The sequence below is a fragment of the Arenimonas composti TR7-09 = DSM 18010 genome, from assembly GCF_000426365.1.
Lineage (GTDB): Bacteria > Pseudomonadota > Gammaproteobacteria > Xanthomonadales > Xanthomonadaceae > Arenimonas > Arenimonas composti.
Genome location: NZ_AUFF01000013.1, coordinates 1 through 21,073 on the forward strand (window position 1 = coordinate 1; position 21,073 = coordinate 21,073).

At 71.4% G+C, this 21,073-nt stretch carries 24 protein-coding genes and 1 pseudogene; 11 read left to right on the plus strand and 14 right to left on the minus strand.

Translation table 11 applies throughout. From position 1 onward, the window contains the following. Positions 1 to 1,014: 1,014 nt before the first annotated feature. Together K311_RS0112630 and K311_RS17865 are read left to right on the plus strand one after the other, a co-directional pair. Complete coding sequence (locus K311_RS0112630) at positions 1,015 to 1,575, plus strand: YdeI/OmpD-associated family protein (protein ID WP_026817608.1); 561 nt, start codon at positions 1,015 to 1,017, stop codon at positions 1,573 to 1,575. 60 nt (positions 1,576 to 1,635) lie between these two features. After that, positions 1,636 to 2,901, plus strand: coding sequence for a sensor domain-containing diguanylate cyclase (locus K311_RS17865; RefSeq protein WP_051240123.1), 1,266 nt, complete (start codon positions 1,636 to 1,638; stop codon positions 2,899 to 2,901). A gap of 5 nt (positions 2,902 to 2,906) precedes the next feature. On the opposite strand, the gene K311_RS0112640 is transcribed toward K311_RS17865, so the two are convergent. Both K311_RS0112640 and K311_RS0112645 read right to left on the minus strand, forming a co-directional pair. Beyond that, positions 2,907 to 3,131: a DUF2798 domain-containing protein gene (locus tag K311_RS0112640; RefSeq protein ID WP_026817609.1), complete on the minus strand. Its 225-nt coding sequence runs from the start codon at positions 3,129 to 3,131 to the stop codon at positions 2,907 to 2,909. Positions 3,132 to 3,147: 16 nt separating this feature from the next. Further along, on the minus strand, positions 3,148 to 3,633 hold the full coding sequence (locus K311_RS0112645; RefSeq protein ID WP_026817610.1) for a DUF2938 domain-containing protein: 486 nt from the start codon (positions 3,631 to 3,633) through the stop codon (positions 3,148 to 3,150). An 80-nt stretch (positions 3,634 to 3,713) separates the two neighbouring features. Here K311_RS0112645 and K311_RS0112650 point away from each other — a divergent pair, with 80 nt between their 5' ends. After that, entirely contained in the window at positions 3,714 to 4,142 is a 429-nt protein-coding gene (locus K311_RS0112650) for a helix-turn-helix domain-containing protein (protein ID WP_043797856.1), read from the plus strand. Here K311_RS0112650 and K311_RS16935 read toward each other — a convergent pair. After that, on the minus strand, positions 4,123 to 4,401 hold the full coding sequence (locus tag K311_RS16935) for a hypothetical protein (protein WP_051240125.1): 279 nt from the start codon (positions 4,399 to 4,401) through the stop codon (positions 4,123 to 4,125). The two genes, K311_RS0112650 and K311_RS16935, sit on opposite strands and share 20 nt — an antisense overlap. 3 nt (positions 4,402 to 4,404) lie before the next feature. Continuing rightward, positions 4,405 to 5,421: a TIGR00266 family protein gene (locus K311_RS0112660; RefSeq protein ID WP_026817612.1), complete on the minus strand. Its 1,017-nt coding sequence runs from the start codon at positions 5,419 to 5,421 to the stop codon at positions 4,405 to 4,407. A 218-nt stretch (positions 5,422 to 5,639) separates the two neighbouring features. Between K311_RS0112660 and K311_RS0112665 the strand changes: the two genes are divergently transcribed. The 6 genes from K311_RS0112665 (at position 5,640) to K311_RS0112690 (ending at position 9,643) form a co-directional block, all read left to right on the plus strand. Then, a complete protein-coding gene (locus tag K311_RS0112665) occupies positions 5,640 to 6,029 on the plus strand; it encodes a diacylglycerol kinase (RefSeq protein WP_026817613.1) in 390 nt (129 codons plus the stop codon). A 12-nt stretch (positions 6,030 to 6,041) separates the two neighbouring features. After that, positions 6,042 to 6,767, plus strand: coding sequence for a TerC family protein (locus K311_RS0112670; protein ID WP_026817614.1), 726 nt, complete (start codon positions 6,042 to 6,044; stop codon positions 6,765 to 6,767). A 91-nt stretch (positions 6,768 to 6,858) separates the two neighbouring features. After that, a complete protein-coding gene (locus tag K311_RS0112675; protein WP_026817615.1) occupies positions 6,859 to 7,242 on the plus strand; it encodes a hypothetical protein in 384 nt (127 codons plus the stop codon). Between the two features lie 213 nt (positions 7,243 to 7,455). Then, entirely contained in the window at positions 7,456 to 8,364 is a 909-nt protein-coding gene (gene lgt, locus K311_RS0112680; protein WP_026817616.1) for a prolipoprotein diacylglyceryl transferase, read from the plus strand. Further along, positions 8,364 to 9,158: a thymidylate synthase gene (locus tag K311_RS0112685; protein WP_026817617.1), complete on the plus strand. Its 795-nt coding sequence runs from the start codon at positions 8,364 to 8,366 to the stop codon at positions 9,156 to 9,158. Before lgt ends, K311_RS0112685 begins: the two co-directional genes overlap by 1 nt. A 2-nt stretch (positions 9,159 to 9,160) precedes the next feature. Next, the gene (locus K311_RS0112690) at positions 9,161 to 9,643 is read left to right on the plus strand and encodes a dihydrofolate reductase (protein WP_026817618.1); all 483 of its coding nucleotides are present in this window, start codon (positions 9,161 to 9,163) and stop codon (positions 9,641 to 9,643) included. Positions 9,644 to 9,651: 8 nt separating this feature from the next. On the opposite strand, the gene K311_RS0112695 is transcribed toward K311_RS0112690, so the two are convergent. The 9 genes and pseudogenes from K311_RS0112695 to K311_RS0112735 form a co-directional block, all read right to left on the minus strand. After that, positions 9,652 to 10,101 (minus strand): hypothetical protein, encoded by a 450-nt coding sequence (locus K311_RS0112695; protein WP_154659558.1) that lies wholly within the window; start codon positions 10,099 to 10,101, stop codon positions 9,652 to 9,654. Between the two features lie 105 nt (positions 10,102 to 10,206). Then, positions 10,207 to 11,046, minus strand: a complete 840-nt coding sequence (locus K311_RS0112700) for a symmetrical bis(5'-nucleosyl)-tetraphosphatase (RefSeq protein ID WP_026817620.1) — start codon at positions 11,044 to 11,046, stop codon at positions 10,207 to 10,209. Then, positions 11,046 to 11,426, minus strand: a complete 381-nt coding sequence (gene apaG, locus K311_RS0112705) for a Co2+/Mg2+ efflux protein ApaG (RefSeq protein WP_026817621.1) — start codon at positions 11,424 to 11,426, stop codon at positions 11,046 to 11,048. Before apaG ends, K311_RS0112700 begins: the two co-directional genes overlap by 1 nt. A 10-nt stretch (positions 11,427 to 11,436) precedes the next feature. After that, the gene (rsmA, locus tag K311_RS0112710; protein WP_154659559.1) at positions 11,437 to 12,249 is read right to left on the minus strand and encodes a 16S rRNA (adenine(1518)-N(6)/adenine(1519)-N(6))-dimethyltransferase RsmA; all 813 of its coding nucleotides are present in this window, start codon (positions 12,247 to 12,249) and stop codon (positions 11,437 to 11,439) included. Between the two features lie 152 nt (positions 12,250 to 12,401). Further along, positions 12,402 to 13,361 (minus strand): annotated as a pseudogene (gene pdxA / locus K311_RS16940) (4-hydroxythreonine-4-phosphate dehydrogenase PdxA); the annotation flags it as partial. A gap of 3 nt (positions 13,362 to 13,364) precedes the next feature. Continuing rightward, positions 13,365 to 14,684, minus strand: coding sequence for a peptidylprolyl isomerase (locus K311_RS0112720; protein WP_026817623.1), 1,320 nt, complete (start codon positions 14,682 to 14,684; stop codon positions 13,365 to 13,367). 40 nt (positions 14,685 to 14,724) lie between these two features. After that, the gene (gene lptD / locus K311_RS16945; protein ID WP_051240127.1) at positions 14,725 to 16,944 is read right to left on the minus strand and encodes an LPS assembly protein LptD; all 2,220 of its coding nucleotides are present in this window, start codon (positions 16,942 to 16,944) and stop codon (positions 14,725 to 14,727) included. A 3-nt stretch (positions 16,945 to 16,947) separates the two neighbouring features. Next, positions 16,948 to 17,505, minus strand: a complete 558-nt coding sequence (locus K311_RS0112730) for a cob(I)yrinic acid a,c-diamide adenosyltransferase (RefSeq protein ID WP_026817624.1) — start codon at positions 17,503 to 17,505, stop codon at positions 16,948 to 16,950. 4 nt (positions 17,506 to 17,509) lie between these two features. Then, positions 17,510 to 18,094 (minus strand): hypothetical protein, encoded by a 585-nt coding sequence (locus K311_RS0112735; protein WP_026817625.1) that lies wholly within the window; start codon positions 18,092 to 18,094, stop codon positions 17,510 to 17,512. 63 nt (positions 18,095 to 18,157) lie between these two features. Between K311_RS0112735 and ubiH the strand changes: the two genes are divergently transcribed. Together ubiH and K311_RS0112745 are read left to right on the plus strand one after the other, a co-directional pair. After that, positions 18,158 to 19,381: a 2-octaprenyl-6-methoxyphenyl hydroxylase gene (ubiH, locus tag K311_RS0112740; RefSeq protein WP_026817626.1), complete on the plus strand. Its 1,224-nt coding sequence runs from the start codon at positions 18,158 to 18,160 to the stop codon at positions 19,379 to 19,381. After that, positions 19,378 to 20,559 (plus strand): FAD-dependent oxidoreductase, encoded by a 1,182-nt coding sequence (locus tag K311_RS0112745; RefSeq protein WP_026817627.1) that lies wholly within the window; start codon positions 19,378 to 19,380, stop codon positions 20,557 to 20,559. The genes ubiH and K311_RS0112745 overlap by 4 nt, the downstream gene beginning before the upstream one ends. Before the next feature lie 73 nt (positions 20,560 to 20,632). Here the strand turns inward: K311_RS0112745 and K311_RS0112750 are convergent, their stop codons facing one another. Next, positions 20,633 to 20,965: a hypothetical protein gene (locus K311_RS0112750; RefSeq protein ID WP_026817628.1), complete on the minus strand. Its 333-nt coding sequence runs from the start codon at positions 20,963 to 20,965 to the stop codon at positions 20,633 to 20,635. Positions 20,966 to 21,073 lie beyond the last annotated feature (108 nt).

The window sequence follows — 21,073 nt, forward strand, 5'->3', positions numbered from 1 at the left end:
GGTGTTCCCCGCGAGCGCGGGGATGATCCGAACGGTGGTCATGTCGTCTCTCCGGGATCAGGGTGTTCCCCGCGAGCGCGGGGATGATTCGTGGTGGTAGCGGCGCACGCACCAGGCGCGGCCGTGTCCCCCGCGAGCGCGGGGATGATTCGAATGGCGGCAGCGGCCAGCCGAACTCCGGCATGTGTTCCCCGCGAGCGCTGGGATGATCCGTGGAACGAGCAGCTCGCCACCTGGCACGACTTGTGTTCCCCGCGAGCGCGGGGATGATCCGGCCGCCGGCAGGATTCGGGTCACCATGCGGAGGTGTTCGCCGCGAGCGCAGAGATGATCCGGTCTGGCTCGTGCCGATCGCGATCGTCGTCGGGTGTTCCCCGCGAGCGCGGGGTCCGGCAAGGACTTCACGATGCACACGCAGGGGTGTTCCCCGCGGGCGTGGGGGTGATCCGCCTCGCGCCGGCGCCTCCACCAGGTCGCGCAGGTGTTCCCCGCTGGCGCTGGGATGATCCGGTCGTTAGCGTCGTCCACGTCCACCGCTTCCGGTGGTCCCCGCGGGCGCGGAGATGATCCGTGCGCAGCGATGTCGGCGATGCTGCGGCCGTTCGTGTTCTCCGCGACCGCGGCGCGATCCGCCCCCGAAGCAGCGGACGAACGCCAGGTAGCAATGATTCATGTGAGTGCGCACGTGACTCGGCTGCCTCGGCTCTCGGAGCGCAGTGGCTGGTTTCCCGACGCGAACGGATTGGCTTTCACGTTCACCGCGTGCAGTCCATCGTGTTCACGTTTCTACGCCACAGCTGGCAGCGAGTTGCGATCTCCTCCGTCTGCTGCTGAGCTTTATCGACTACGCCGGCGATCGACTGTCGGCGGTGCAAGGAACGCGCGATATGCTGCGCTTTTGCTGCTCGAGTGCGACCAGGTCACCGCCGGGGAGCCGGTGGACAACGATGAACGACCAAGGGTTGATACTGGTTCCGGTCGTTGACGATGCGTCTCCCAGACCGAGGTGGACCAATGGCGAAACGGAAATCCCGCGACCCGATCACCTTCACCGCCGTGCTGCGACGCCCGGCCGAACCCGAACACGCCGACTGGGCATTCCTGCGCCTGCCCGCCGCGGCCAGCGAGGCGTTGCCGAGCCGCGGCACCGTCGGCGTCGAGGGCACGCTCGCCGGCGCACGCCTGCATGCACCACTGCCGCCGGACGGACAGGGCGGGCACTGGCTGAAGGTGGACGCCGCGCTGCTCGCCGCCGGCGGCGTCGGCCCCGGCGACACCGTGGAGGTCGTGGTCGCGCCGGCCGCCGACGAACCGGAGCCGGAGGTGCCGGACGACCTCGCCGCCGCGCTCGCCGCAACCACCGCCGACGTGCGCGCCGCCTGGACCGGCCTGAAGGCCGCCCACCGGCGCGACTGGATCGACTGGATCGTGCTGGCGAAAAGGGCCGAGACCCGCGCGAAGCGCATCGCCGCGGCGATGGACATGCTCGCCCACGGCAAGCGCAAGGTCTGCTGCTTCGACCGCAGCGGCATCTACGGCGGCGGCTTCGCGGCGCCCGAGGCCGCCGCCGACTGAGCGGCTCGGCGGCGGGCCCCTCGGCGAACGCGGCTGCCGCGCCGCGGCTAGACTTCGCTCATGCCCGAACCCACCAATCGCCCGCCCCCCTCGCTGCGCCGACCGCTGCTCGCCGGTGCGGCGCTGTTCGTCGCCGCGGCGCTGGCGGCGGTCTTCTTCACCCAGTGGGTGGTGGCCAAGGGCGAGCGCCTCGAGCGCGAACGCGTCATCGCGCTCGCGCGCACCCTCGCCGCGGTGCTCGACGGCGAGCGCATCGGCGACTTGCGCGGCACCCGCGCCGATACCGGCACCGCGATGCTGGCGGCGGTGCGCGACGAACTGCGCCGCGCCCGCGCCGTCAATCCGGATTTCCGCTTCGTCTACCTGATGCGTCGCGATCGCGACGGCACCCTGGTCTTCCTCGCCGATGCCGAGGACCCCGGCTCCGCGGACTATTCGGCGCCGGGCGACCGCTACGACGGTCCGTCGGCGCAGATCCTCGGTGTCTGGGAGAGCGGGGTGCCGGCGGTGGAGCCGCCCTCGCGCGACCGCTGGGGCTACTGGGTCACCGGCCTGGCACCGGTGCGCGACGGCGAAGGCGAGATCGTCGCCGTGCTCGGCATGGACGTGAACGCGCACGAATGGCTGGCGACGCTGGCGCGGTACCGCGCGTTCGCGCTGGCGATCAGCGGCCTGGTGCTGCTGCTCATCGTCGTATTCACCGTCGGCCTGCTGCGGCAGCGGCGCGCCGCCGACCGGCTGGCGCGGATGAACGAGGACCTCGCCGCCCATCTCGGCGAACTGCAGAAGGCGCAGGACCGGCTGCGCGCGCTGTCGACCACCGACGGCCTGACCGGGCTCGGCAACCGTCGCGCCTTCGACGCCGCGATCGAGCGCCTGTGGCAGCACGCGCTGCACCACGGCGAACCGCTGTCGCTGCTGATGGGCGATATCGACTGGTTCAAGTCCTACAACGACCTCTACGGCCATGTCGCCGGCGATCATTGCCTGCAGCAGGTCGCGGAAGCGCTGGCGACCGGTGTCGAGGTCGAGGATGCGCTGGTCGCGCGCTACGGCGGCGAGGAATTCGCGGTGCTGCTGCCACGCACCGATGCCGCGACCGCCCATGCCCTCGCCGAGCGGCTGCGTGCGCGCGTCGAGGCGCTGGCGATCCCGCACCAGGGCAATCCACTGCGCGGGGTCGTCACGATCAGCCTCGGCGTCGCCACCCGGCCACCGCCGCAGGCGCCGGCGCCGGACGGGCTGGTGCAGGGCGCCGACCAGGCGCTGTACCGCGCCAAGCATGGCGGCCGCAATGCGGTCGCCGTGGACTTCGCGGCGCCCTGAATACCTCAGGCAGTGAACCGGGCGACGACCCGGCGCACCAGCGGCGCCACGACCAGCACGGTCGGAAATGCCACCGGCCACGTGGTCGCGCAGGCACGCGCCCAGCGGTAGGCGAAACCGGCGGTGATGCCCTGGTTCGTCGCGATCACGAACGCGGAGACGATCGCGACCATGATCGCCGACAGCAGGGCGGCGAACAGGATCGGGGCGTGACGTTGCGGAATCTTCATCGGTAACTCCTGGTGTTCATCGGGTGAGTTGGAGGGCGGTCGCGGCGAGGTAGAGGCCCAGGCCGAAGACGGCGTGGTTGCCGAGGCTGTGCAGGCGCGCGTGCCACGGCCGCGGCGTGCGGCGCGCGAACAGGCCGGCGCCGAGCCCGGGCTGCAGCAGCAGGAAGGGCGCGAGCACCGTGGCGACACCGGCCGCGAGCGCCGGAAGCAGGGTCGGCGCCGCCAGCCAGCCGGTGCCCGCGACGGCGACGGGCAGGGTCGCGAAGGCGACGCCGGTGACGTAGTGCAGGCCCCAGCCGAGCACGGCCTCGTGCCGGAGCGGCGTCGCGCGCGCGATCGCGTCGTGGCGGAACACCCCACGGCGGAAATGCCCCAGCCAGCGCCCGACCAGGGCGTAGTCCGGCGCCGGGACCGCGAACAGCCACCGACGGGCCCAGGTCCAGGCATCCATCGTCGCGGTGGCGCCGATGCCGACGGCGGCGGTGTGCAGCAGCAGGTCCATCGTTCGCTCCGTGATTGCCCCGGCGGGGCGGCGAGCGCACGATCGCACTTCAAGTCGACTTGAGGTCAAGGGGAATCGGCATGGATATCGCGACGGTCGCGCAACGCTCCGGATTGCCGGCGTCGACGCTGCGCCATTACGAGGCCAAGGGCCTGATCCGCGCGGTCGGCCGCGCCGGCCTGCGCCGCGTGTTCGCGGCGGACGTACTCGAGCGGCTGGCGCTGGTGTCGCTGGGGCGCTCGGCCGGCTTCAGCCTCGACGAGATCGCCGCGATGTTCGCCGGCGGCCGCCAGCCCGCGATCGACCGGACCAGACTCGCGGCGAAAGCCGACGAACTCGACGCGACGATCGCCCGCCTCGGCGCCCTGCGCGACGGCCTGCGTCACGCCGCGCGCTGCCCGGCCCCGAACCACTTCGAATGCCCGACCTTCCGCCGGCTCCTGCGCGCCGCGCAGCGGCCGGCAGGGAAGCCGCGCCCCCGGCACCCGCTCAGTCGAAGGCGTCCCTGACCCCGGGCTTCGTCAGCACGATCAAAGTGAGCACGCCGAGCACGCTGCCGAACGGGACCTGCAGGCAGTTCACCGCCGCCGCGACGATGCAGAGCGCGCGTCGCCGGCGTTCGGGAAGGCCGCGCGCGGCGAGGACGTTCAGCACGATCAGCGCATGCAGGAACACGGCGCCGAAGACGTAGGTGACGATGAAGATCCACTCGAATCCCGGCGGCATCGGTTCGCTGCCCGGCGGTGGATCGGTGAGGAAGTTGCGCACCCCTCAGAAGCTGCGGTCGCCCGACAGGATGCCGCCGAGCCCGCCGAGCACCGAACCCTCGCCGCGGCTGCCGCCCTGCTGGTAGGCGGCCTGCATCATGCGCCCGGCCATCCGCGAGAACGGCAGCGACTGGATCCAGACCTTGCCCGGTCCGGTGACGGTCGCGAGGAACACGCCCTCGCCGCCGAACAGCATCGACTTCACCCCACCGACCGGCTTGACGTCGAAGTTCACCGTGCTGGTCATCGCGACGATGCAGCCGGTGTCGACGTCGAGGCGCTCGCCGGGCGCCAGCTCGCGTTCCATGATCGTGCCGCCCGCGTGCACGAAGACCAGGCCGTCGCCGGTGAGCTTCTGCATGATGAAACCCTCGCCGCCGAACAGCGCGGTCATCACCTTCTTCTGGAAGAAGATGCCGATCTGCACCCCGCGCGCGGCGCAGAGGAAGCTGTCCTTCTGGGCGATGATCGTGCCGCCGTAGTTGCCCAGCGTCATCGGCACGATCGTGCCGGGATAGGGCGCGGCGAACGCGACCTTCGCCTTGCCGCTCGCGCCGGTATGCGAGAACACGGTCGTGAACAGGCTTTCGCCGGTCAGCAGGCGCTTGCCGGCGCCGACCAGCTTGCCCATGAAGCCGCCGCTGTCGTTCTGGTTGCCGTCGCCGAAGATCGTCTCCATGCCTACGACCGCGTCCTTGTACATCATGGCCCCGGCCTCGGCGACGGCGCTTTCGCCGGGATCGAGCTCGATCTCGACGAATTGCATGTCCTCGCCGTGGATCGTGTAGTCGATGACGTCCGCGCGCGCGGGCACGCCTGCCGGCGGCCGCGGCGGCGCCACCGGTGCCGGCATCGGCGCCCCGGCCGGGCGCAGCTCGGCGCAGGCGGCGATCGGGATCCACTCCGCGAAACCCTCGCGCCAGCAGAAGCCGTTGGGATTGCGCGCGGCCTGGGCGACGGCCTGGGCCTGGTCCAGCGGGCCCGTGGACTGGCCGTTGTAGCTGAAGAACCACTGGTGCATGGCGACTCCCTGCGAACGACGAAGCCGGCATCGCCGGTCCCGGAGGATGGTGCGTTTCCGCTGCCGCTCGGGCAAGGGCCGGGGTCCCGGTTCCGGGGGGGGGCGGCGGATGTGGCAGAATGCCGCGGTTCCGCCACCGAGCCGTCCCGTGATGCCCGAAGTCCCGCCCCGTCCGTCGCGCCGCGCCGCCGACGCCCGTGTCGCCGGGATGGCCTGACATGGCGGACAGTTCGGGCAGTCACGCGCCGCGCAGTCCCTTTCGCGCCTGGAAAGCCTTCGTCTGGTCGATGCAGGGCCTGAAGGCGACCTGGCAGGTCGAGTCGTCGTTCCGGCTCGAGGTCTACCTGCTGGCCGTGCTGCTGCCGCTGGCCCTGTGGCTGGGCCAGGACGGCGTCGAGCGGGCGATCCTGGTCGGCTCGATGCTGCTGGTGCTGGTGGTCGAGGTGATCAACTCGGCGATCGAGGCGACGGTGGACCGCGCCGGTCGCGAACACCACGAACTCGCCGGCCGCGCGAAGGACATGGGTTCGGCGGCCGTGTTCCTGGCCGACATCAACGTATTGGCCTGCTGGGCGCTGATCCTGCTGCCCCGCTGGCTGCACTCCTGAGGCATTCGGACGATGGATTGGATTTTCAGCACCGAGATCTGGCTGGCACTGCTGACGCTGTCGACGCTCGAGATCGTTCTCGGCATCGACAACCTGGTGTTCATCTCGATCGCGGTCAGCAAGCTGCCGCCGGAGAAGCGGCCGAAGGCGCGCCGATTCGGCCTCGCGCTGGCCTGCGTCACCCGCATCATGCTGCTGCTGTCACTGGCCTTCCTGGCCAGCATGCAGAACAACCTGTTCAGCCTGTTCGGCATGGATTTCTCGGTGCGCGACCTGGTGCTGATCGCCGGCGGCCTGTTCCTGCTGGTCAAGGGCACGATGGAGATCCACGACTCGGTCGAAGGCCGCGGCGAGGAAGAGGACATCGGCACCAAACCCTCGGCGGTGTTCGGCTTCGTGATCGCGCAGATCGCGATCATCGACATCGTGTTCTCGCTCGACTCGGTGATCACCGCGGTCGGCATGGTCGACAACCGCTGGGTGATGGTCGGCGCGATCCTGATCGCGGTGGCGATCATGATCTTCGCGGCGAACCCGATCGGCGACTTCATCGACCGCCACCCGACGGTCAAGATGCTGGCGCTGAGCTTCATCATCCTGGTCGGCGTCGCGCTGATCGCCGACGGCTTCGAATTCCACATCGACCGCAAGTTCCTGTACTTCGCGATGGCCTTCTCGGCCGGCGTCGAGACCCTGAACATCCTTGCCGGCCGCAAGAAACGCCGGAAACCCCTGTAGGAGCGCCTTCAGGCGCGATGCCGTTGTTTTCGGGAATAGCATCGCGCCTGAAGGCGCTCCTACAGGGATGTGCCGGAGAACGAAGATGCGCATGATCCCGACCCTCCTCGCCGCGACCCTGCTCGCGGCCTGCGACCGCCCGGCGCCCGCGCCCGGCGCCTCTCCCGCGGCCCGCGGCACGCTCGAGTGCAAGACCGGCCCCGCCCGGCGCGATTTCGGCGGCAGCACCTGGTTGATCTACGCCTGTAGCGACGGTCGCAGCGTGGTGATCACGACCCCGGCCGACCATCCGGCGCATCCGTTCCACTTCATGCTGCTGCCCGGCGGCCGCCGGCCGCAGCTGGTCGTCGAGGGCTACGACACCGACCCGTCGATCCGCCCGGCCTGGGACGCGATCGACGCCGCCCTGACGACCGACTTCGCCGCCACCCTCCACCGCGAAGCCACCGCCGCCGCCGCGGCTCCGGTCGACTGAACGGCATCGACAACGGATCACACGGATCAATGCCGATGAGCGGCTTCACGAGGTCCGCCGCACGACTTCGCGAAACCCTTCGTCGGCCTTGTCCGCGGTGATCCGGGCGAATCCGTTGTCGAAAACCTCGCCGGTGGTGCTCGTTGCCCGACGGTGGCCCGGAAGCGGGGTGGTCGGGGATAATCGGTCGCATTCCCGCCGCGCGGAGCGCGCATGACCTGGCTGCACGCGATCGACCCCCTTGCCGTCCGCCTGCCTTTCTGGCCGTACGGCATCCACTGGTACGGGATCATGTACGTGCTGGGCTTCGGATTCGCGCTGTGGTGGGGCAACCGCCGCGTCCGCGCCGGGCGACTCCCCGGGGTCGACGAGGAAGGCTTCGGCGACCTGATCTTCCACGGCATGCTCGGCGTGATCGTCGGTGGACGCCTCGGCTACGTACTGTTCTACGGCATGGAGCACGCGCTCGCCGATCCGCTGTACGTGCTGAAGATCAACGAAGGCGGCATGAGTTTCCACGGCGGCCTGCTCGGGGTGATGGCCGGTGCCTGGCTGTGGTCGCGCAAGCGCCGGCTGCATTACTTCGACACGATGGACTTCCTGGCGCCGCTGGTGCCGGCCGGACTCGGCTTCGGCCGCCTCGGCAATTTCATCGGCGGCGAGCTCTGGGGCAAGCCGACCGGTGGCGACTGGGGCGTCGTGTTCCCGGCCGCGCTGCCGCAACCCTGGTACGGCATGCCGCTGGACGCGCTGCGCGAGGCGCATGCCAGCGGCGCGCTCGACGCTTATGCCCGGCATCCGTCGCAGCTCTACCAGGCCGCGCTCGAGGGCCTGGTGATGGCGGTCGTGCTGCTGTGGTATTCGCGGCGGCCGCGGCCGCGCTACGCGGTCGCCGGACTGTTCGCGATCCTCTACGGCCTGTTCCGCTTCCTGGTGGAGTTCGTGCGCGTGCCCGACGCCGACATCGGTTATCTCGCCTTCGGCTGGCTGACGATGGGCCAGGTGCTGTCGCTGCCGCTGCTGGCGGTCGGCGCGGTGCTGCTGTGGCTGTCGCGCTCGGCGCCGACCCTGCCGGTGGTGCCACCGCAACCCGCCGCGGACGCGGCCAAGGCGGCGGGCTGATGCGCCAGTATCTCGACCTGTTGCGGCACGTGCTCGAACACGGCGCGGAGAAGGCCGACCGTACCGGTACCGGCACCCGTTCGGTGTTCGGCTGGCAGATGCGCTTCGACCTGCGCGAAGGTTTCCCGCTGGTCACCACCAAGAAACTGCACCTGCGCTCGATCATCCACGAGCTGCTGTGGTTCCTGCGCGGCGACACCAACATCGGCTACCTGCGCGAGAACAAGGTCACGATCTGGGACGAGTGGGCGGACGAAAACGGCGAGCTCGGTCCGGTCTACGGCAAGCAGTGGCGGCGCTGGAGCGGCCCGGACGGCCGCGAGATCGACCAGCTGAAGAACGTGATCGAGGAGCTGAAGCGCAATCCGGATTCGCGCCGGCTGGTGGTCAGCGCCTGGAACGTCGCCGAGCTGCCGGCGATGGCGCTGCAACCCTGCCATGCGCTGTTCCAGTTCTACGTCGCCGACGGCGAGCTGAGCTGCCAGCTCTACCAGCGCAGCGCCGACATCTTCCTCGGCGTGCCCTTCAACATCGCCAGCTATGCGCTGCTGACGCACATGGTGGCGCGCCACTGCGGGCTCGGCGTCGGCGACTTCGTGCACACGCTGGGCGACGCGCACCTGTATTCGAACCATTTCGAACAGGCGCGCGAGCAGCTCACGCGCGCGCCGCGACCGCTGCCGCGGCTGGAACTGAAGGCGGCGGCGACGGACCTGTTCACGATGGGCTTCGACGACATCGCCATCCATGGTTACGACCCGCACCCGGCGATCAAGGCGCCGGTGGCGGTCTGACGATGCTGGTCCTGGTCGCCGCGCTCGACCGCAATCGCGCGATCGGCCGCGGCAACGCGATGCCCTGGCACCTCCCGGACGACCTGAAGCGCTTCAAGGCGCTGACCCTCGGGCATCCGGTGCTGATGGGGCGCAGGACCGCCGAATCACTCGGACGCGCCTTGCCGGGACGGCGCAACCTGGTGCTGACCCGCGCCGCCGCGGCGCCGTTGCCGGGCATGGAAGCGGTGGCTTCGCTCGATGCGGCGATCGCCGCGGTCGCCGGTGCGCCGCTGATGGTGATCGGCGGCGGCGAGGTCTACGCACTGGCACTGCCGCGCGCCACGCGCATGTTCCTGACCCATGTCGACACCGCGGTCGAAGGCGCCGATGCCTTCTTCCCGGCCTTCGATCCGGCGGCATGGGCGGTGAGCGCGCGCACGCCGCATCCGGCCGACGACCGCCATCCGTTCTCGTTCGAATTCGTCGACTACGCGCGCGCCTGAGCGCCCCGTCAGTAGGCGGCGTTGCGCTCCAGCGCGGAGACCATCTGTTCGAGCAGCAGGTAGCGCACGAGCTTCCCCGCCTCGACGCGGTTGCGCAGACGGCTGCGCACCTGCTTCTGCAGGTCGGCCTCGTCGATCTCGATCTGCACCAGTTCCTGGGCGATCTGGTCCAGGCGCTTCGCATCGGCGGCGGCGATCTCGGCGACCAGCTGCATGCGCTTCTCGCGCAGCTCCCGCACCGCGGTCTGGTAGTTGTCGTAGACCGGCCAGAAGTCGGCTTCCTCGGCCGAGGTCAGGCCGAGCTGGCGGGCGACCAGCACCTGCTTGCCGGGCGCGAGCGCCGCCGGCAGTTCGGCCATCGACGGCAGCGGCGCGGCCTGGGCGACGACGGGCCCGCTCGCGGAAACGGCCAGCAGGGCGACGGCGAGCAGGGACGGGGACAGGGCGGAGCGGATCACGGGCGGCACCTCCAGGGCAGCGGTTTCACGTCGCCATTATGGTCACCATGGCGGCGGGAAGGCCGTTTTCCCGGGTTCCAGCCGACGCGCGGCATGTTGCCGGCCTCAGCCGGTCTTGCGTTCCGCCGCCACGGCGCGGCCGGTGACCTGGTGCAGGCGCAGCTCCGGGCCGAGTTCCAGGGCCGTGAGCTGGCCGCCCCAGACCGCGCCGGTGTCGATCGCGTAGATGCCCAGGCCCATGAACAGGCCGAGCGTCGACCAGTGCCCGCAGACCACGGGAAGCTCGCGCGGGGCGTGGCCCGGCACTTCGAACCACGGGTACATGCCGGGCTTCTGCGTGCCGGGCCGGCCCTTGTCCTCGAAGCCGATGCGCCCGGAGGGCGTGCAGTAACGCAGCCGCGTGAACACGTTGATGATCGCCCGCCAGCGGTCGACGCCGGTGAGCTTCGGCGACCACGCCGGCTTGTCGCCGTACATGTTCTTGACCAGCTTGAAGAAGGCGTCCGAACGCAGCTTCTCCTCGACCTCGCGGGCGCGCTGTTCGGCGATCGCCAGCGTCCACTTCGGCGCCAGCCCGGCATGCACCATCGCGAAGCCGAGCTGGCGGTCGACGTGCAGCAGCGGCTGCCGGCGCAACCAGCCGATCAGGGTGTCGGCGTCGTCGGCGAACAGCACGCGCTGCAGGTCCGGGTTGACCTTGCGCTTCTCGCCCTCGCGGCGGGCCGAGATCGCCAGCAGCGACAGGTCGTGGTTGCCGAGCACGACGGTGCTGTGCGCGGCCAGCGAATGCACCAGCCGCAGCGTTTCCAGCGACTGACCGCCGCGGTTGACCAGGTCGCCGCAGAACCACAGGCGGTCGGCGGCGGGGTCGAAGCGGAGCTTCTCGAGCAAGCGCTGCAGCGCCTCGTAACAGCCCTGGACGTCGCCGATCGCGTAGGTCGCCATCAGTGCAGCGTCCGCGGAATGGTCAGGGTGAACGGCGCTATCGGCGCCTCGAAGCGGTGGCCGTCGTCGGCCAGCATCCGGTAGCTGCCGTGCATCGTGCCGAGGGGCGTGGACAGCACCGCGCCGGAGGTGTACTCGAAGTGCTCGCCCGGCTGCAGGTGCGGCTGTTCGCCGATGACGCCCTCGCCCTCGACTTCCTGCACGCCGCCGTCGCCGTCGGTGATGATCCAGTGCCGCGCCAGCAGCTGCGCCGCGACGTCGCCGGTGTTGGTGATGCGGATCGTGTAGGCGAACACGTAGCGGCCGTCCTCCGGGACCGACTGATCCTCGAGATAGCGGCTCGCGGCGGTGACTTCGATCGCGTAGGTGGGGGCGTCCATGCCGGCCATTCTAGTCGGCTCCGTCGCGTGGTCGCGTCGCGGCGAGGTGATTGGCCAGCTGCACGAACTCCGCGACCTCGAGCTGCTCGGCGCGTGCCTCCGGGCGCAGGCCGGCAGCGGTGATCGCGGCGGCGTCGCAGACCTGCTGCAGCGCGTTGCGGATGGTCTTGCGACGCTGGCCGAAGGCGTCGCGGACGACGCGCGCGAACAGCGCGTGGTCGGCGATGCCGACGCTGTCGGCCGCCTTCGGCACCAGCCGCACGACCGCCGAATCCACCTTCGGCGGCGGCCGGAACGCCCCCGGCGGCACGTCGAACAGCGCCTCGACCCGGCAATAGGCCTGCAGCATCACCCCGAGCCGGCCGTAGACCTTGCTGCCCGGGCCGGCGGCCATGCGGTCGACCACTTCCTTCTGCAGCATGAAGTGCATGTCGCGCACCACCGCCGCGTGTTCCAGCGCGTGGAACAGGATCGGCGAGGAGATGTTGTAGGGCAGGTTGCCGACCAGGCGCAGCGCACCCTCGTCGCCGGCGAGCTTCGTGAAGTCGACCTGCAGCACGTCCTTGTGGATCACCGTCAGCCGGCCGACGCCTTCCGAGGCCTCCATCAGCGGGGTGATCAGGTCGCGGTCGAACTCGATCACCGTCAGCTCGCCGTGCTTGCGCAGCAGCGGGAAGGTGATCGCGCCCTGGCCGGGTCCGATCTCGACCAGGCGCTCGCCCGGCTGCGGATTCACCGCCAGCACGATGCGCTCGACATAGCTGCGGTCGGCGAGGAAGTGCTGACCGAGGTTCTTTTTCGGTGGCGCCTTGAACCCGGACATCAGCGCCTTCCTCCTTCCGGCCATCCCGTAGGAGCGCCTTCAGGCGCGATGCCGTGGGCGCCTTCAGGCGCGATGCTCCTGGCGCCGGCAGGCGCGATGCCGTTCAAGAGCATCGCGCCTGAAGGCGCTCCTACGGGGGGCGAACTGGCGACGCGGCGCTGCGCGAGCTGGGTGCACAGGGCCGCGGCGGCGATCAGGCTCGACGGATCGGCGTCGCCGCGGCCGGCCAGTTCCAGCGCGGTGCCGTGGTCGACCGCGACGCGCGGGTAGGGCAGGCCGAGCGTCAGGTTCACCGCGTCCTCGAAACCGGCGTGCTTGAGCACCGGCAGGCCCTGGTCGTGGTACATCGCCAGCACCACGTCGCACTGCGCCAGGCGCGGGCGCAGGAAGGCGGTGTCGGCGGGGAAGGGGCCACTCAGGCGCAGGCCGTCGGCGCGCAGCGCCGCGATCACCGGCTCGATCACCTCGATCTCCTCGCGGCCCAGGTGGCCCTGCTCGCCGGCATGCGGATTCAGGCCGAGCACGGCGATGCGCGGCAGCGCCAGCCCGAAGTCACGGCGCAGCGCGGCGTCGATGATGCGGATGACCCGGGTCAGCTGCGGCCGGGTGATCGCGTCCGGCACCTCGCGCAGCGGCAGGTGGGTGGTCGCGAGCGCGACCCACAACGTCGGGTTCGCCAGCATCATCACCACCTCGACCCCGGCCTGGCGGGCCAGCAGTTCGGTGGTGCCGGTATAGGCGATGCCGCCGGCATTGATGCTGGCCTTGTTCACCGGCCCGGTGACCAGGCCATGGAACTCGCCGCGCAGGCAGGCGGCGCCGGCTTCGCGCAGGGCGCCGATGACCGCGGCGGCGTTGGCGGGATCCGCGTGGCCAAAGCGTACCGGCGTCGCCTGCGGCACCGGCTTCACCACCAGCTCGCCGGGGCCGGCGTGCTCGCCCGGGGACAGCAGTTTCAGCGGCAGTCGCAGCGCCTCGGCGGCGGCGGTCAGGGTGGCGGGGTCGGCGAAGGCGACCAGGTCGGCGTCCGGCGGCTGCTGGGCCAGCCGGACGCAGAGTTCGGGGCCGACGCCGGCCGGTTCCCCGGGAACCAGGGCCAGGCGCGGGCGCATCACTCAGCCCGCGGGCGGCGTCGCCGGCGCGGCCGGCGCCTCGAGGCGGCTTTCGAAATAGGCCTCGGAGCGCATCTGCCGCAGGAAGCGGTCGAACTCTTCCTCCGCCTTGCGCTGGGCGATGATCTCGCGCGCCTGGTTGCGGCGGTTCTGCTCGGTGACGTCGGCCTCGCGCACGCCGTCGCGGCGGATCACGTGCCAGCCGACGTCGCTGCGGAAGGGCTGCGACAGGCCGCCGTCCGGCAGCGCCTGCAGCTGGGCCGCGACCGCGGTGCCCCAGGCATTGACCGGGAACCAGCCCATGTTGCCGCCATCGCCGCGGCTCAGCGTGTCGTCGGACTCGGCCTTGGCGATCGCCGCGAAGTCCTCGCCGTTGGCGATGCGGTCGCGCAGTTCCTGCGCCTTCTGCCGCGCGGCCTCGTCGTTGAGGGTCGGGGTGACGCGGATCAGCAGGCCGTGCGCGCTGTATTCCTGGATGGTCTGCCGGCCCGGCTCGCGGGTGCCGGCGACATGGATCAGCTGGAAGCCGCTCGGGCCGCGGATCGGTTCGCTGGTCTGGCCCGGCTGCATCGACTGGATCAGCGGCGCGAAGGCCGGCGGCAGGGCGTCGTAGGAGCGCCAGCCGAGGTCGCCGCCGTCGAGCGCGTTCGGGGCGTCGGAGTAGCGGATCGCCGCGGCGGCGAAGTCCATCTCGCCCTTGCGCAGCAGTTCGACGATGCCGTCGATCTTGCGCTTGGCGGTGGCGATCTGGTCCGGGGTCGCGCCGTCCGGCAGCGCCACCAGCAGGTTCGCCAGCTGCACCTCGGTGCCGCCGACGTCGCGCACCGACAGCAGCTGGTCGATCTCGGTCTCGCTGACCTGCACGCGGCTGCGCACGTAACTCTGGCGCATGCGCTCGATGGTCATCTCGTCGCGCAGGCTGGAGAGGAACTCCTCGTACGGGATGCCGTCCTGGGCCAGGCGCATGCGCAGCTGGTCCGGGGTCATCTGGTTGCGCTGGGCGACGCTGAGGGCGGCCTGGGCCAGTTCGGCGTCGGCGACGCGCACGCCGGATTCCTGTGCCCGCGCCAGTTGCAGGCGCATCAGCACGAGGCTGTCGAGCACCTGGCGCTCGAGCACCGGCCGCGGCGGCAGCTGCTGCGGGTTGTCGGCGTAGCGGGCCATGATGTTGTCGACCGCGCGGTCGAGTTCGCTGCGCAGGATCACGTCTTCGTCGACGACGGCGACGATGCCGTCGAGGGTGGTCGTCTGCGCCGCCGCCGGGGCGAGTGCGCAGCACAGGATCAGGAGCCCGGCCAGGGCGGATTGCAGAACGGCTTTCATGCGGTCGGACGCTCCGGCGCCGGGGGCGGCGCGATGGGGTTCAGCGGGAATAGCGGGAGTAGTCGAGGATAGCATCATCGAGCAGGCGGACCGTGTCGCGGCCGAGCCCGCCGATGCCGTTCAGCTGCAGCTCGATGTAGATCCCGGTGCGCTGTTCGCCGGTGAATTCACGGACGTATTCGCGCGCCACCACCCGCAGGGCGACGCAGCAGCTGCGCCATTCGACGCCGAGCAGGGACTCCAGGCTGGCGTGGTCGCGCAGCGACCAGTTCCAGCGGCCGAGCACGCTCCACTGCTGGCTCACCGGCAGCACGAAGGACAGGTCGGTCTGCTCGACCAGGTCCTCGCGGTAGCGGTAGGAGGCGTTCACCAGACCGCCGTCGCCGAAGCGCCACTGGCCGCGGACGGCCGACAGCGGGGTGCGCTCGCCGTCCGGGTCCCACTGGTGGGCCAGGCCGAGGTTCCAGTTCCCCGAAGGCGACAGGCTGGCCTCGACGACCCAGGCCGAGCCCTCGTCCGACAGTGCCGGGGCGCCCGGGATCGTCACCCGCGGCGGCGTGAAGTAGTGCACGCGGCCGATGCTGGCGCTGAGCCACTCGCGCCCGTCGGCGGCGCCGAGGACGCGGCTGGTCAGGGCGACGGTCACCTGGTCGGCATCGGCCTGGCGGTCGCCGCCGCTGAAGCGGTTGCTGCGGAACAGGCCGGGCCAGGACAGGGTCAGCGGCTGGGTGTCGAACAGCGGCAGGTGGTCCTGCTCGCGGTACGGCGCGTACAGGTAGAACAGCCGCGGCTCGAGGGTTTGCACCACGCCTTCGCCGCGCCACTGGAACTCGCGCTCGAAGAAGGCGCCGGCGTCCAGGCTCATCACCGGCAGGCTGCGGCTCGGGCTGTCGTCGCCGCCCGGCGGCACCAGCGCGCGGTCGAGCGAATAATGGGTATAGCGCCACGAGAATTCCGGCATCGCGTACCAGGCCGGGCCGCCGAACGGCAGCCGCAGGAAGGGCTGCAGGTCGACGCGGGTACCGTCGGCGAGGGTGTCGTGGTCGAAGCGCACCGCCTCGCCGCGCAGGCCGACCTCCAGCCAGTCGTGCAGCGGCCGCGTCCACGCGCCGCGCAGCGCCGGCAGCTCCCGGTAGGGCTCGGCGCCCGGGGCCAGCCACGGCGAGGTGATCTGCCAGTCCTGCGCTTCCAGGCTCAGGTGCCAGCCGAGGCCGCGGCCGTACAGGCCGGCGCGGCTGTTGAGCAGGGACACCGAGGTCGCCGACAGCGAATCGCCGAAGTCCTCGAAGTATTCGTCGTCGCTGACGTGGTTGAGGTCGGCGCTGGCGTACCAGTGCGCGTCGAGCGACGAGAAGTGGCGCCAGCGGAACAGGCCGCGGTCGCGGTCGGCGCGGCGGTCGTCGGGCAGCCACAGCGCCTCGACCTCGCCATGGTGGCGCGGCAGCAGGTAGCGGAATTCGCCGCCGATCATCAGGCCGCGGCGGCCGTACAGGCGCGGCGTCAGGGTCGCGTCGTAGTTCGGCGCCAGGTTCAGGTAGATCGGCTGCTCGTACTTCAGGCCGTCGTCGTCGTTCCAGCCGAGGTTCGGCGCCAGCAGGCCGGTGCGCCGGCGCTCGTCGGTCGGGAAGCGCAGGTAGGGCAGCCACAGCACCGGCACGCCGCCGAGGCGCACGGTGGCGTCGCGCGCGGTGCCCATGCCGGAGGCCTGGTCGACCTCGATGCTGCCGGCGCTGAATTCCCACTGCCGCTGCCCGGGCGGGCAGGTCGAATAGGTCGCGCCTTCGAGGCGGCCGACCTCGCCCTGCACGGTGGCGACGTCGGCGCGGCCGTTGCCGAGCTGGTCGTTGAACTGGTACTGCACGTCGCGCAGGCGCAGCGAATCCTCGGCCTGGTTGCCGTGCACGTCGCCGGCGAGGAAGCGCATCCGGCGGTCCTGGTACTTCACCTCGCCGGCGCTCTCGAAGGTCTCGCTGTCGTGGTGGTAGACCAGCTCCTCGGTGCCCAGCCAGCGATCCTGCTGGCGCAGTTCGACGGCGCCGCGGGCGGTGGTGCGGTTCTCCTCGTAGACGAAGTCGCTGGCGTCGATGTCGACCTTGTTCGACACCGGCGCCGGGCCCGTCGCCAGCGGCTGGAACAGCGGCAGCGTTTCCGCCGCGGGGCACAGCGCCCAGTCGTCGCCCGCGGACGGCACGTCGTCGGCTCGTGCGTTGCCGGCGAGCGCGAGGGCGAGGCTGAGGGAGAGCAGGCGGACCTTGGGCATCTGTCACGGAGTCCGGCGGCGCTCGTGCTTCCACGTCACTTCCCCGGCACCACTGGCGCGGGCGAGGACACGGGCGAGGACGAACAGCAGGTCGGAAAGGCGGTTGAGGTAGCGAATCGCTTCCGGGCGCACGGCTTCCAGGCGCGACAGCGCGACCGTCTCGCGCTCGGCGCGGCGGCAGATCGTGCGGGCGAGGTGGCAATGCGCGGCGGCGGCGCCACCGCCGGGGAGGATGAATTCCTTCAGCGGCGGCAGGTCGGCGTTGAAGCGGTCGAGCTGCCGTTCCAGGTGATCGACGTCGGCCGCGGTGATCGCCGCGTGGCCGGGGATGCACAGCTCGCCGCCGAGGTCGAACAACTGGTGCTGCACGGCGACCAGCAGGTCGCGCACGTCGTCGGGGAGGTCGTTCGCGAGCACGATGCCGATCGCCGAGTTCGCCTCGTCGACGGTGCCGTAGGCGGCGACGCGCGGCGAGTCCTTGCCGACCCGGCTGCCGTCACCGAGGCCGGTGCTGCCGTCGTCGCCGGTGCGCGTGTAGATCTTCGACAGGCGGTTGCCCATCGGCTCAGCGCGCCGCGGTCTCGGCGACGCCGCGCGGCAGCAGCTTCATCGCGGCCACGTGGACCATCGCGGCGATGCCGACATAGGCGACCGTCACGCCGAGGTAGTGCGGATACCAGTGGCCGAAGTTCGCCGCCCAGCCGGCGACGGTCGGCTCGGCGACGACGCTGCTCAGCCAGTAGAAGCCGCCCTGCGCGAGGAAATGGCAGACGGTGGCGCTGGCCACCACCGCCGGCAGCGCGATCATCGCGGTGCGCCAGCGCAGCGGTTCGGCGTGCCGGCGCACGTAGCTGCCGGCGGCCCACAGGCTGAAGTGCGCCGGGATCAGGAACCAGTAGCCGGGCGACACGCAGTAGTGGCTCCAGAACGGAATGCCGGCGCTGCCGATCACCGCCCAGTCGACCAGCACCGCCACCGCCATCAGCGCCGGGAAGGCCCAGCGCAGGCTGTCGCGCAGCCAGAAGCCGGCAGCGAAGAACACCGCCCAGGAGGCGTCCGGGACGATGCCGAAGTGGTGCAGGCGGGTCGCCGCCATCACCAGCGCGAGCGCGGTGAAGACGGCCAGGCGGGAACGGGTCGCTCGGGTCATGTGGGGGCTTCCGTGAGGCAGGCCGGCATTCTAGCCGACGCGTGGGCGGCTATCATCGGCACGATGAAAGACGCGCGCGTGCACGACATCCTGGTCCTCGGTGGCGGTCTGGTCGGCAGTGCGCTGGTGTGTGCCCTCGACGGCAGCGGTCGCGACGTCGCCCAGGTCGAGGCGAGCCAGCCGGCCACCGGTGCGCCCGGCTTCGACGAGCGCAAGCTGGCGCTGGCGCAGGCGAGCCTGAACGCGCTGTCGGCGCTCGACGTGCTGCCGCGGCTGGCGACGCCGCCGGCGCCGATCCGCCGCATCCACGTCAGCCGCGCCGGCGATTTCGGCAGCGTGCGCCTGGACGCGGCCGCCTTCGGTCACGAACACTTCGGCGGCGTCGTGCTCGCGCGCGAGCTCGGCGCCGCGCTCGAGGCGCGGGTCGCGCAGGTGTCCGGGCTCGGCCGTTACCGGCCGGCGAAGGTCGTCGCGGTGCGGCCGTCGGCCGATCTGCCGGAAGTCGACATCGAACGCGACGGTGCGCTGACCACCTTGCGCTGCCGCCTGCTGGTCGCCGCCGACGGCAGCCGGTCGCTGGCGCGGGCCGCGCACCGCATCGACGCCCGTGAACACGATTACGGCCAGACCTTGTTCGTCTGCAGCCTGGTCGCCGACCGCGCGCCCGACGGCAGCGCCTGGGAGCGCTTCAGCGAACAGGGGCCGGTGGCGCTGCTGCCGATGCACGGCGGCCACTACGGCGCGATCTGCGGCGTCGCCAGCCAGGACGCCGGGCGCGTGCGGGCGATGGGCGACGACGCCTACGCCGACTATTTCCAGCAGCGCTTCGGCTGGCGCGCCGGCCGCATCCGCCGCGTGGGCACCCGCAGCGCGCACCCGCTGGTCGCCGTCATCGCCGAACGGCTGACGGCGCCGCGCTTCGTGCTGGTCGGCAATGCCGCGCAGACCCTGCATCCGATCGGCGCCCAGGGCTTCAACCTCGGCCTGCGCGATGCCCTGACCCTGGCCGAGGCACTGGCGGCGCAGGATCCCGCGCGTGCCGATCCCGGCCGCGCCGAGGTGCTGCAGCAGCACGAGGCCCACCGCCGCGAGGACCGCCAACGCACGCTCGCGTTCAGCGACGGCCTGGCGCGCGCCACCGCGAACCCGGCGCCGGCGATGCACGTGCTGCGCTCGCTCGGCCTGGCCGCGCTCGGCAGCGTGCCCGGGCTCGGCGCGGCGCTCGCCGCCGGCGCGATGGGCTACCGCGGGCAGGTGCCGGCGCTCGCGCGCGGAGCGGGCCGATGAGCCGCCGCCGCCCGCTCGACCTGGTGGTGATCGGCGCCGGCGTGGTCGGAACGACGGCGGCATTGGCCGCCGCGCGCGACGGCCTCGAGGTCGCGCTGGTCGAGGCGCACCCGCCGAAGCCGTGGTCGGCCTCCGACCCCGACCTGCGGGTATTCGCTTTCGCGCCCGACAATGCCGCGCTGCTGGCCGACCTCGGCGTCTGGCCGCAGGTGCTCGCCGCCCGCGCCCAGGCCTACCGGACGATGCGCGTCTGGGACGCCGCCGGTGGCGGCGAACTGGTCTTCTCCGCGGATGCGTTCGGCGCGCCGCAGCTCGGCCACATCGTCGAGAACGGCCTGCTGGTCGACCGCCTCTGGGCCGCGGCCGGGCAGGAAGCGCGGCTGCAGCGGCTGTGCCCGGAACGCCTGGCGGGAATCACCCAGGATGCCGAGGGCGTCGATGTCGAACTCGCCGGCGGCCAGCGCCTGCGCGCGCGCCTGGTGCTCGGCGCCGACGGTGCCGCTTCGCGGGTGCGCGAACTCGCTGGTTTCGCGGTCGATCGCCACGACTACGGCCAGCGCGGCCTCGTCGCCTTCGTCGGCACCGAACGGCCGCACGGGGACACGGCCTGGCAACGCTTCCTGCCGGGTGGCCCGCTCGCCTTCCTGCCGTTCGCCGACGGCCGCTGTTCGATCGTCTGGTCGCTGCCGGACGCCGAGGCCGAGCGCCTGCTCGCGATCGACGAGGCGGGCTTCCTGCGCGAGCTGACCCGCGCCTTCGACGCCCGCCTCGGCGAGGTCACGTCGGTATCGGCGCGGGCGGCGTTCCCGCTGCGCCGGCAGCTGGCGAAGGACTACGTCGCCGGCCGCGTGGTGCTCGCCGGCGACGCCGCCCACGTCGTGCATCCGCTGGCCGGGCAGGGCGTCAACCTCGGCCTGCGCGACGTCGCCGCACTGCGCACGACCTGGCGCGATGCCCGCGACCGCGGCAGCGATTTCGCCGCCGCGCACCGGCTGGCGCGCTGGGAACGCAGCCGCCGCAGTGAGAACACCGCCGCCGCGCACGCCTTCGACGGCATCAACCGCATCTTCAGCAGCGACGCGATGCTGCCGGTGCTGCTGCGGGGCCACGCCCTGGGACTCGCCGACCGCCTGCCGCTGTTCACGCGGATGCTGTGGCGGCGCGCCGCCGGGCTTTGAAGCGAACGGAGCGCGGCTGGAAAAGAAAGAGCCCGGGTTTCCCCGGGCTCCGAGTCACGCCACGCCGAAGCGATCAGCGGCGGTTCTGGCACTCGAGCAGGGCTTCGCTCGTGATGGTCCAGACCTTGTCGCCGCAGAGGCGCACGTTGCGCATTTCGCAGACGTCGCTGTCTTCGTCGATCAGCTTGATGTCGTAGTTGCCGCAGGACACGCCGTGCAGGCGCAGGGTGCCGCCGGCCTCGAGGATGTCGCTTTCCAGCTGGTCCGGACCCCAGTTCGGGTCGTTCGTCGAGGACAGGTACAGGTAGTGGATGTCCCACAGCGACTGGTTGCGGATGCGAAGCTCGGCGGCCGTCGCGGACGTGCACACCGCGGCCAGCGCCGCGGCGATGAGCCAACGTTTCATCTGGTGTTCCCCTGGTTCGGTGCCGCCGGCCGATTCCGGCGTCGCCGCCTATTGACGCACCGGGCCGGGAAAAAGACAACGCCGAGTTTCAGGCGGCCCCGGCAGGGC

Excerpts from the sequence above, each read along its gene's own strand:
- K311_RS0112630 (WP_026817608.1), top strand. The coding sequence starts at position 1,015 with ATGGCGAAACGGAAATCCCGCGACCCGATCACCTTCACCGCCGTGCTG.
- K311_RS17865 (WP_051240123.1), top strand. The coding sequence starts at position 1,636 with ATGCCCGAACCCACCAATCGCCCGCCCCCCTCGCTGCGCCGACCGCTG.
- K311_RS0112640 (WP_026817609.1), bottom strand. The coding sequence starts at position 3,131 with ATGAAGATTCCGCAACGTCACGCCCCGATCCTGTTCGCCGCCCTGCTG.
- K311_RS0112645 (WP_026817610.1), bottom strand. The coding sequence starts at position 3,633 with ATGGACCTGCTGCTGCACACCGCCGCCGTCGGCATCGGCGCCACCGCG.
- K311_RS0112650 (WP_043797856.1), top strand. The coding sequence starts at position 3,714 with ATGGATATCGCGACGGTCGCGCAACGCTCCGGATTGCCGGCGTCGACG.
- K311_RS0112660 (WP_026817612.1), bottom strand. The coding sequence starts at position 5,421 with ATGCACCAGTGGTTCTTCAGCTACAACGGCCAGTCCACGGGCCCGCTG.
- K311_RS0112665 (WP_026817613.1), top strand. The coding sequence starts at position 5,640 with ATGGCGGACAGTTCGGGCAGTCACGCGCCGCGCAGTCCCTTTCGCGCC.
- K311_RS0112670 (WP_026817614.1), top strand. The coding sequence starts at position 6,042 with ATGGATTGGATTTTCAGCACCGAGATCTGGCTGGCACTGCTGACGCTG.
- K311_RS0112675 (WP_026817615.1), top strand. The coding sequence starts at position 6,859 with ATGATCCCGACCCTCCTCGCCGCGACCCTGCTCGCGGCCTGCGACCGC.
- lgt (WP_026817616.1), top strand. The coding sequence starts at position 7,456 with ATGACCTGGCTGCACGCGATCGACCCCCTTGCCGTCCGCCTGCCTTTC.
- K311_RS0112685 (WP_026817617.1), top strand. The coding sequence starts at position 8,364 with ATGCGCCAGTATCTCGACCTGTTGCGGCACGTGCTCGAACACGGCGCG.
- K311_RS0112690 (WP_026817618.1), top strand. The coding sequence starts at position 9,161 with ATGCTGGTCCTGGTCGCCGCGCTCGACCGCAATCGCGCGATCGGCCGC.
- K311_RS0112700 (WP_026817620.1), bottom strand. The coding sequence starts at position 11,046 with ATGGCGACCTACGCGATCGGCGACGTCCAGGGCTGTTACGAGGCGCTG.
- apaG (WP_026817621.1), bottom strand. The coding sequence starts at position 11,426 with ATGGACGCCCCCACCTACGCGATCGAAGTCACCGCCGCGAGCCGCTAT.
- rsmA (WP_154659559.1), bottom strand. The coding sequence starts at position 12,249 with ATGTCCGGGTTCAAGGCGCCACCGAAAAAGAACCTCGGTCAGCACTTC.
- K311_RS0112720 (WP_026817623.1), bottom strand. The coding sequence starts at position 14,684 with ATGAAAGCCGTTCTGCAATCCGCCCTGGCCGGGCTCCTGATCCTGTGC.
- lptD (WP_051240127.1), bottom strand. The coding sequence starts at position 16,944 with ATGCCCAAGGTCCGCCTGCTCTCCCTCAGCCTCGCCCTCGCGCTCGCC.
- K311_RS0112730 (WP_026817624.1), bottom strand. The coding sequence starts at position 17,505 with ATGGGCAACCGCCTGTCGAAGATCTACACGCGCACCGGCGACGACGGC.
- K311_RS0112735 (WP_026817625.1), bottom strand. The coding sequence starts at position 18,094 with ATGACCCGAGCGACCCGTTCCCGCCTGGCCGTCTTCACCGCGCTCGCG.
- ubiH (WP_026817626.1), top strand. The coding sequence starts at position 18,158 with ATGAAAGACGCGCGCGTGCACGACATCCTGGTCCTCGGTGGCGGTCTG.
- K311_RS0112745 (WP_026817627.1), top strand. The coding sequence starts at position 19,378 with ATGAGCCGCCGCCGCCCGCTCGACCTGGTGGTGATCGGCGCCGGCGTG.
- K311_RS0112750 (WP_026817628.1), bottom strand. The coding sequence starts at position 20,965 with ATGAAACGTTGGCTCATCGCCGCGGCGCTGGCCGCGGTGTGCACGTCC.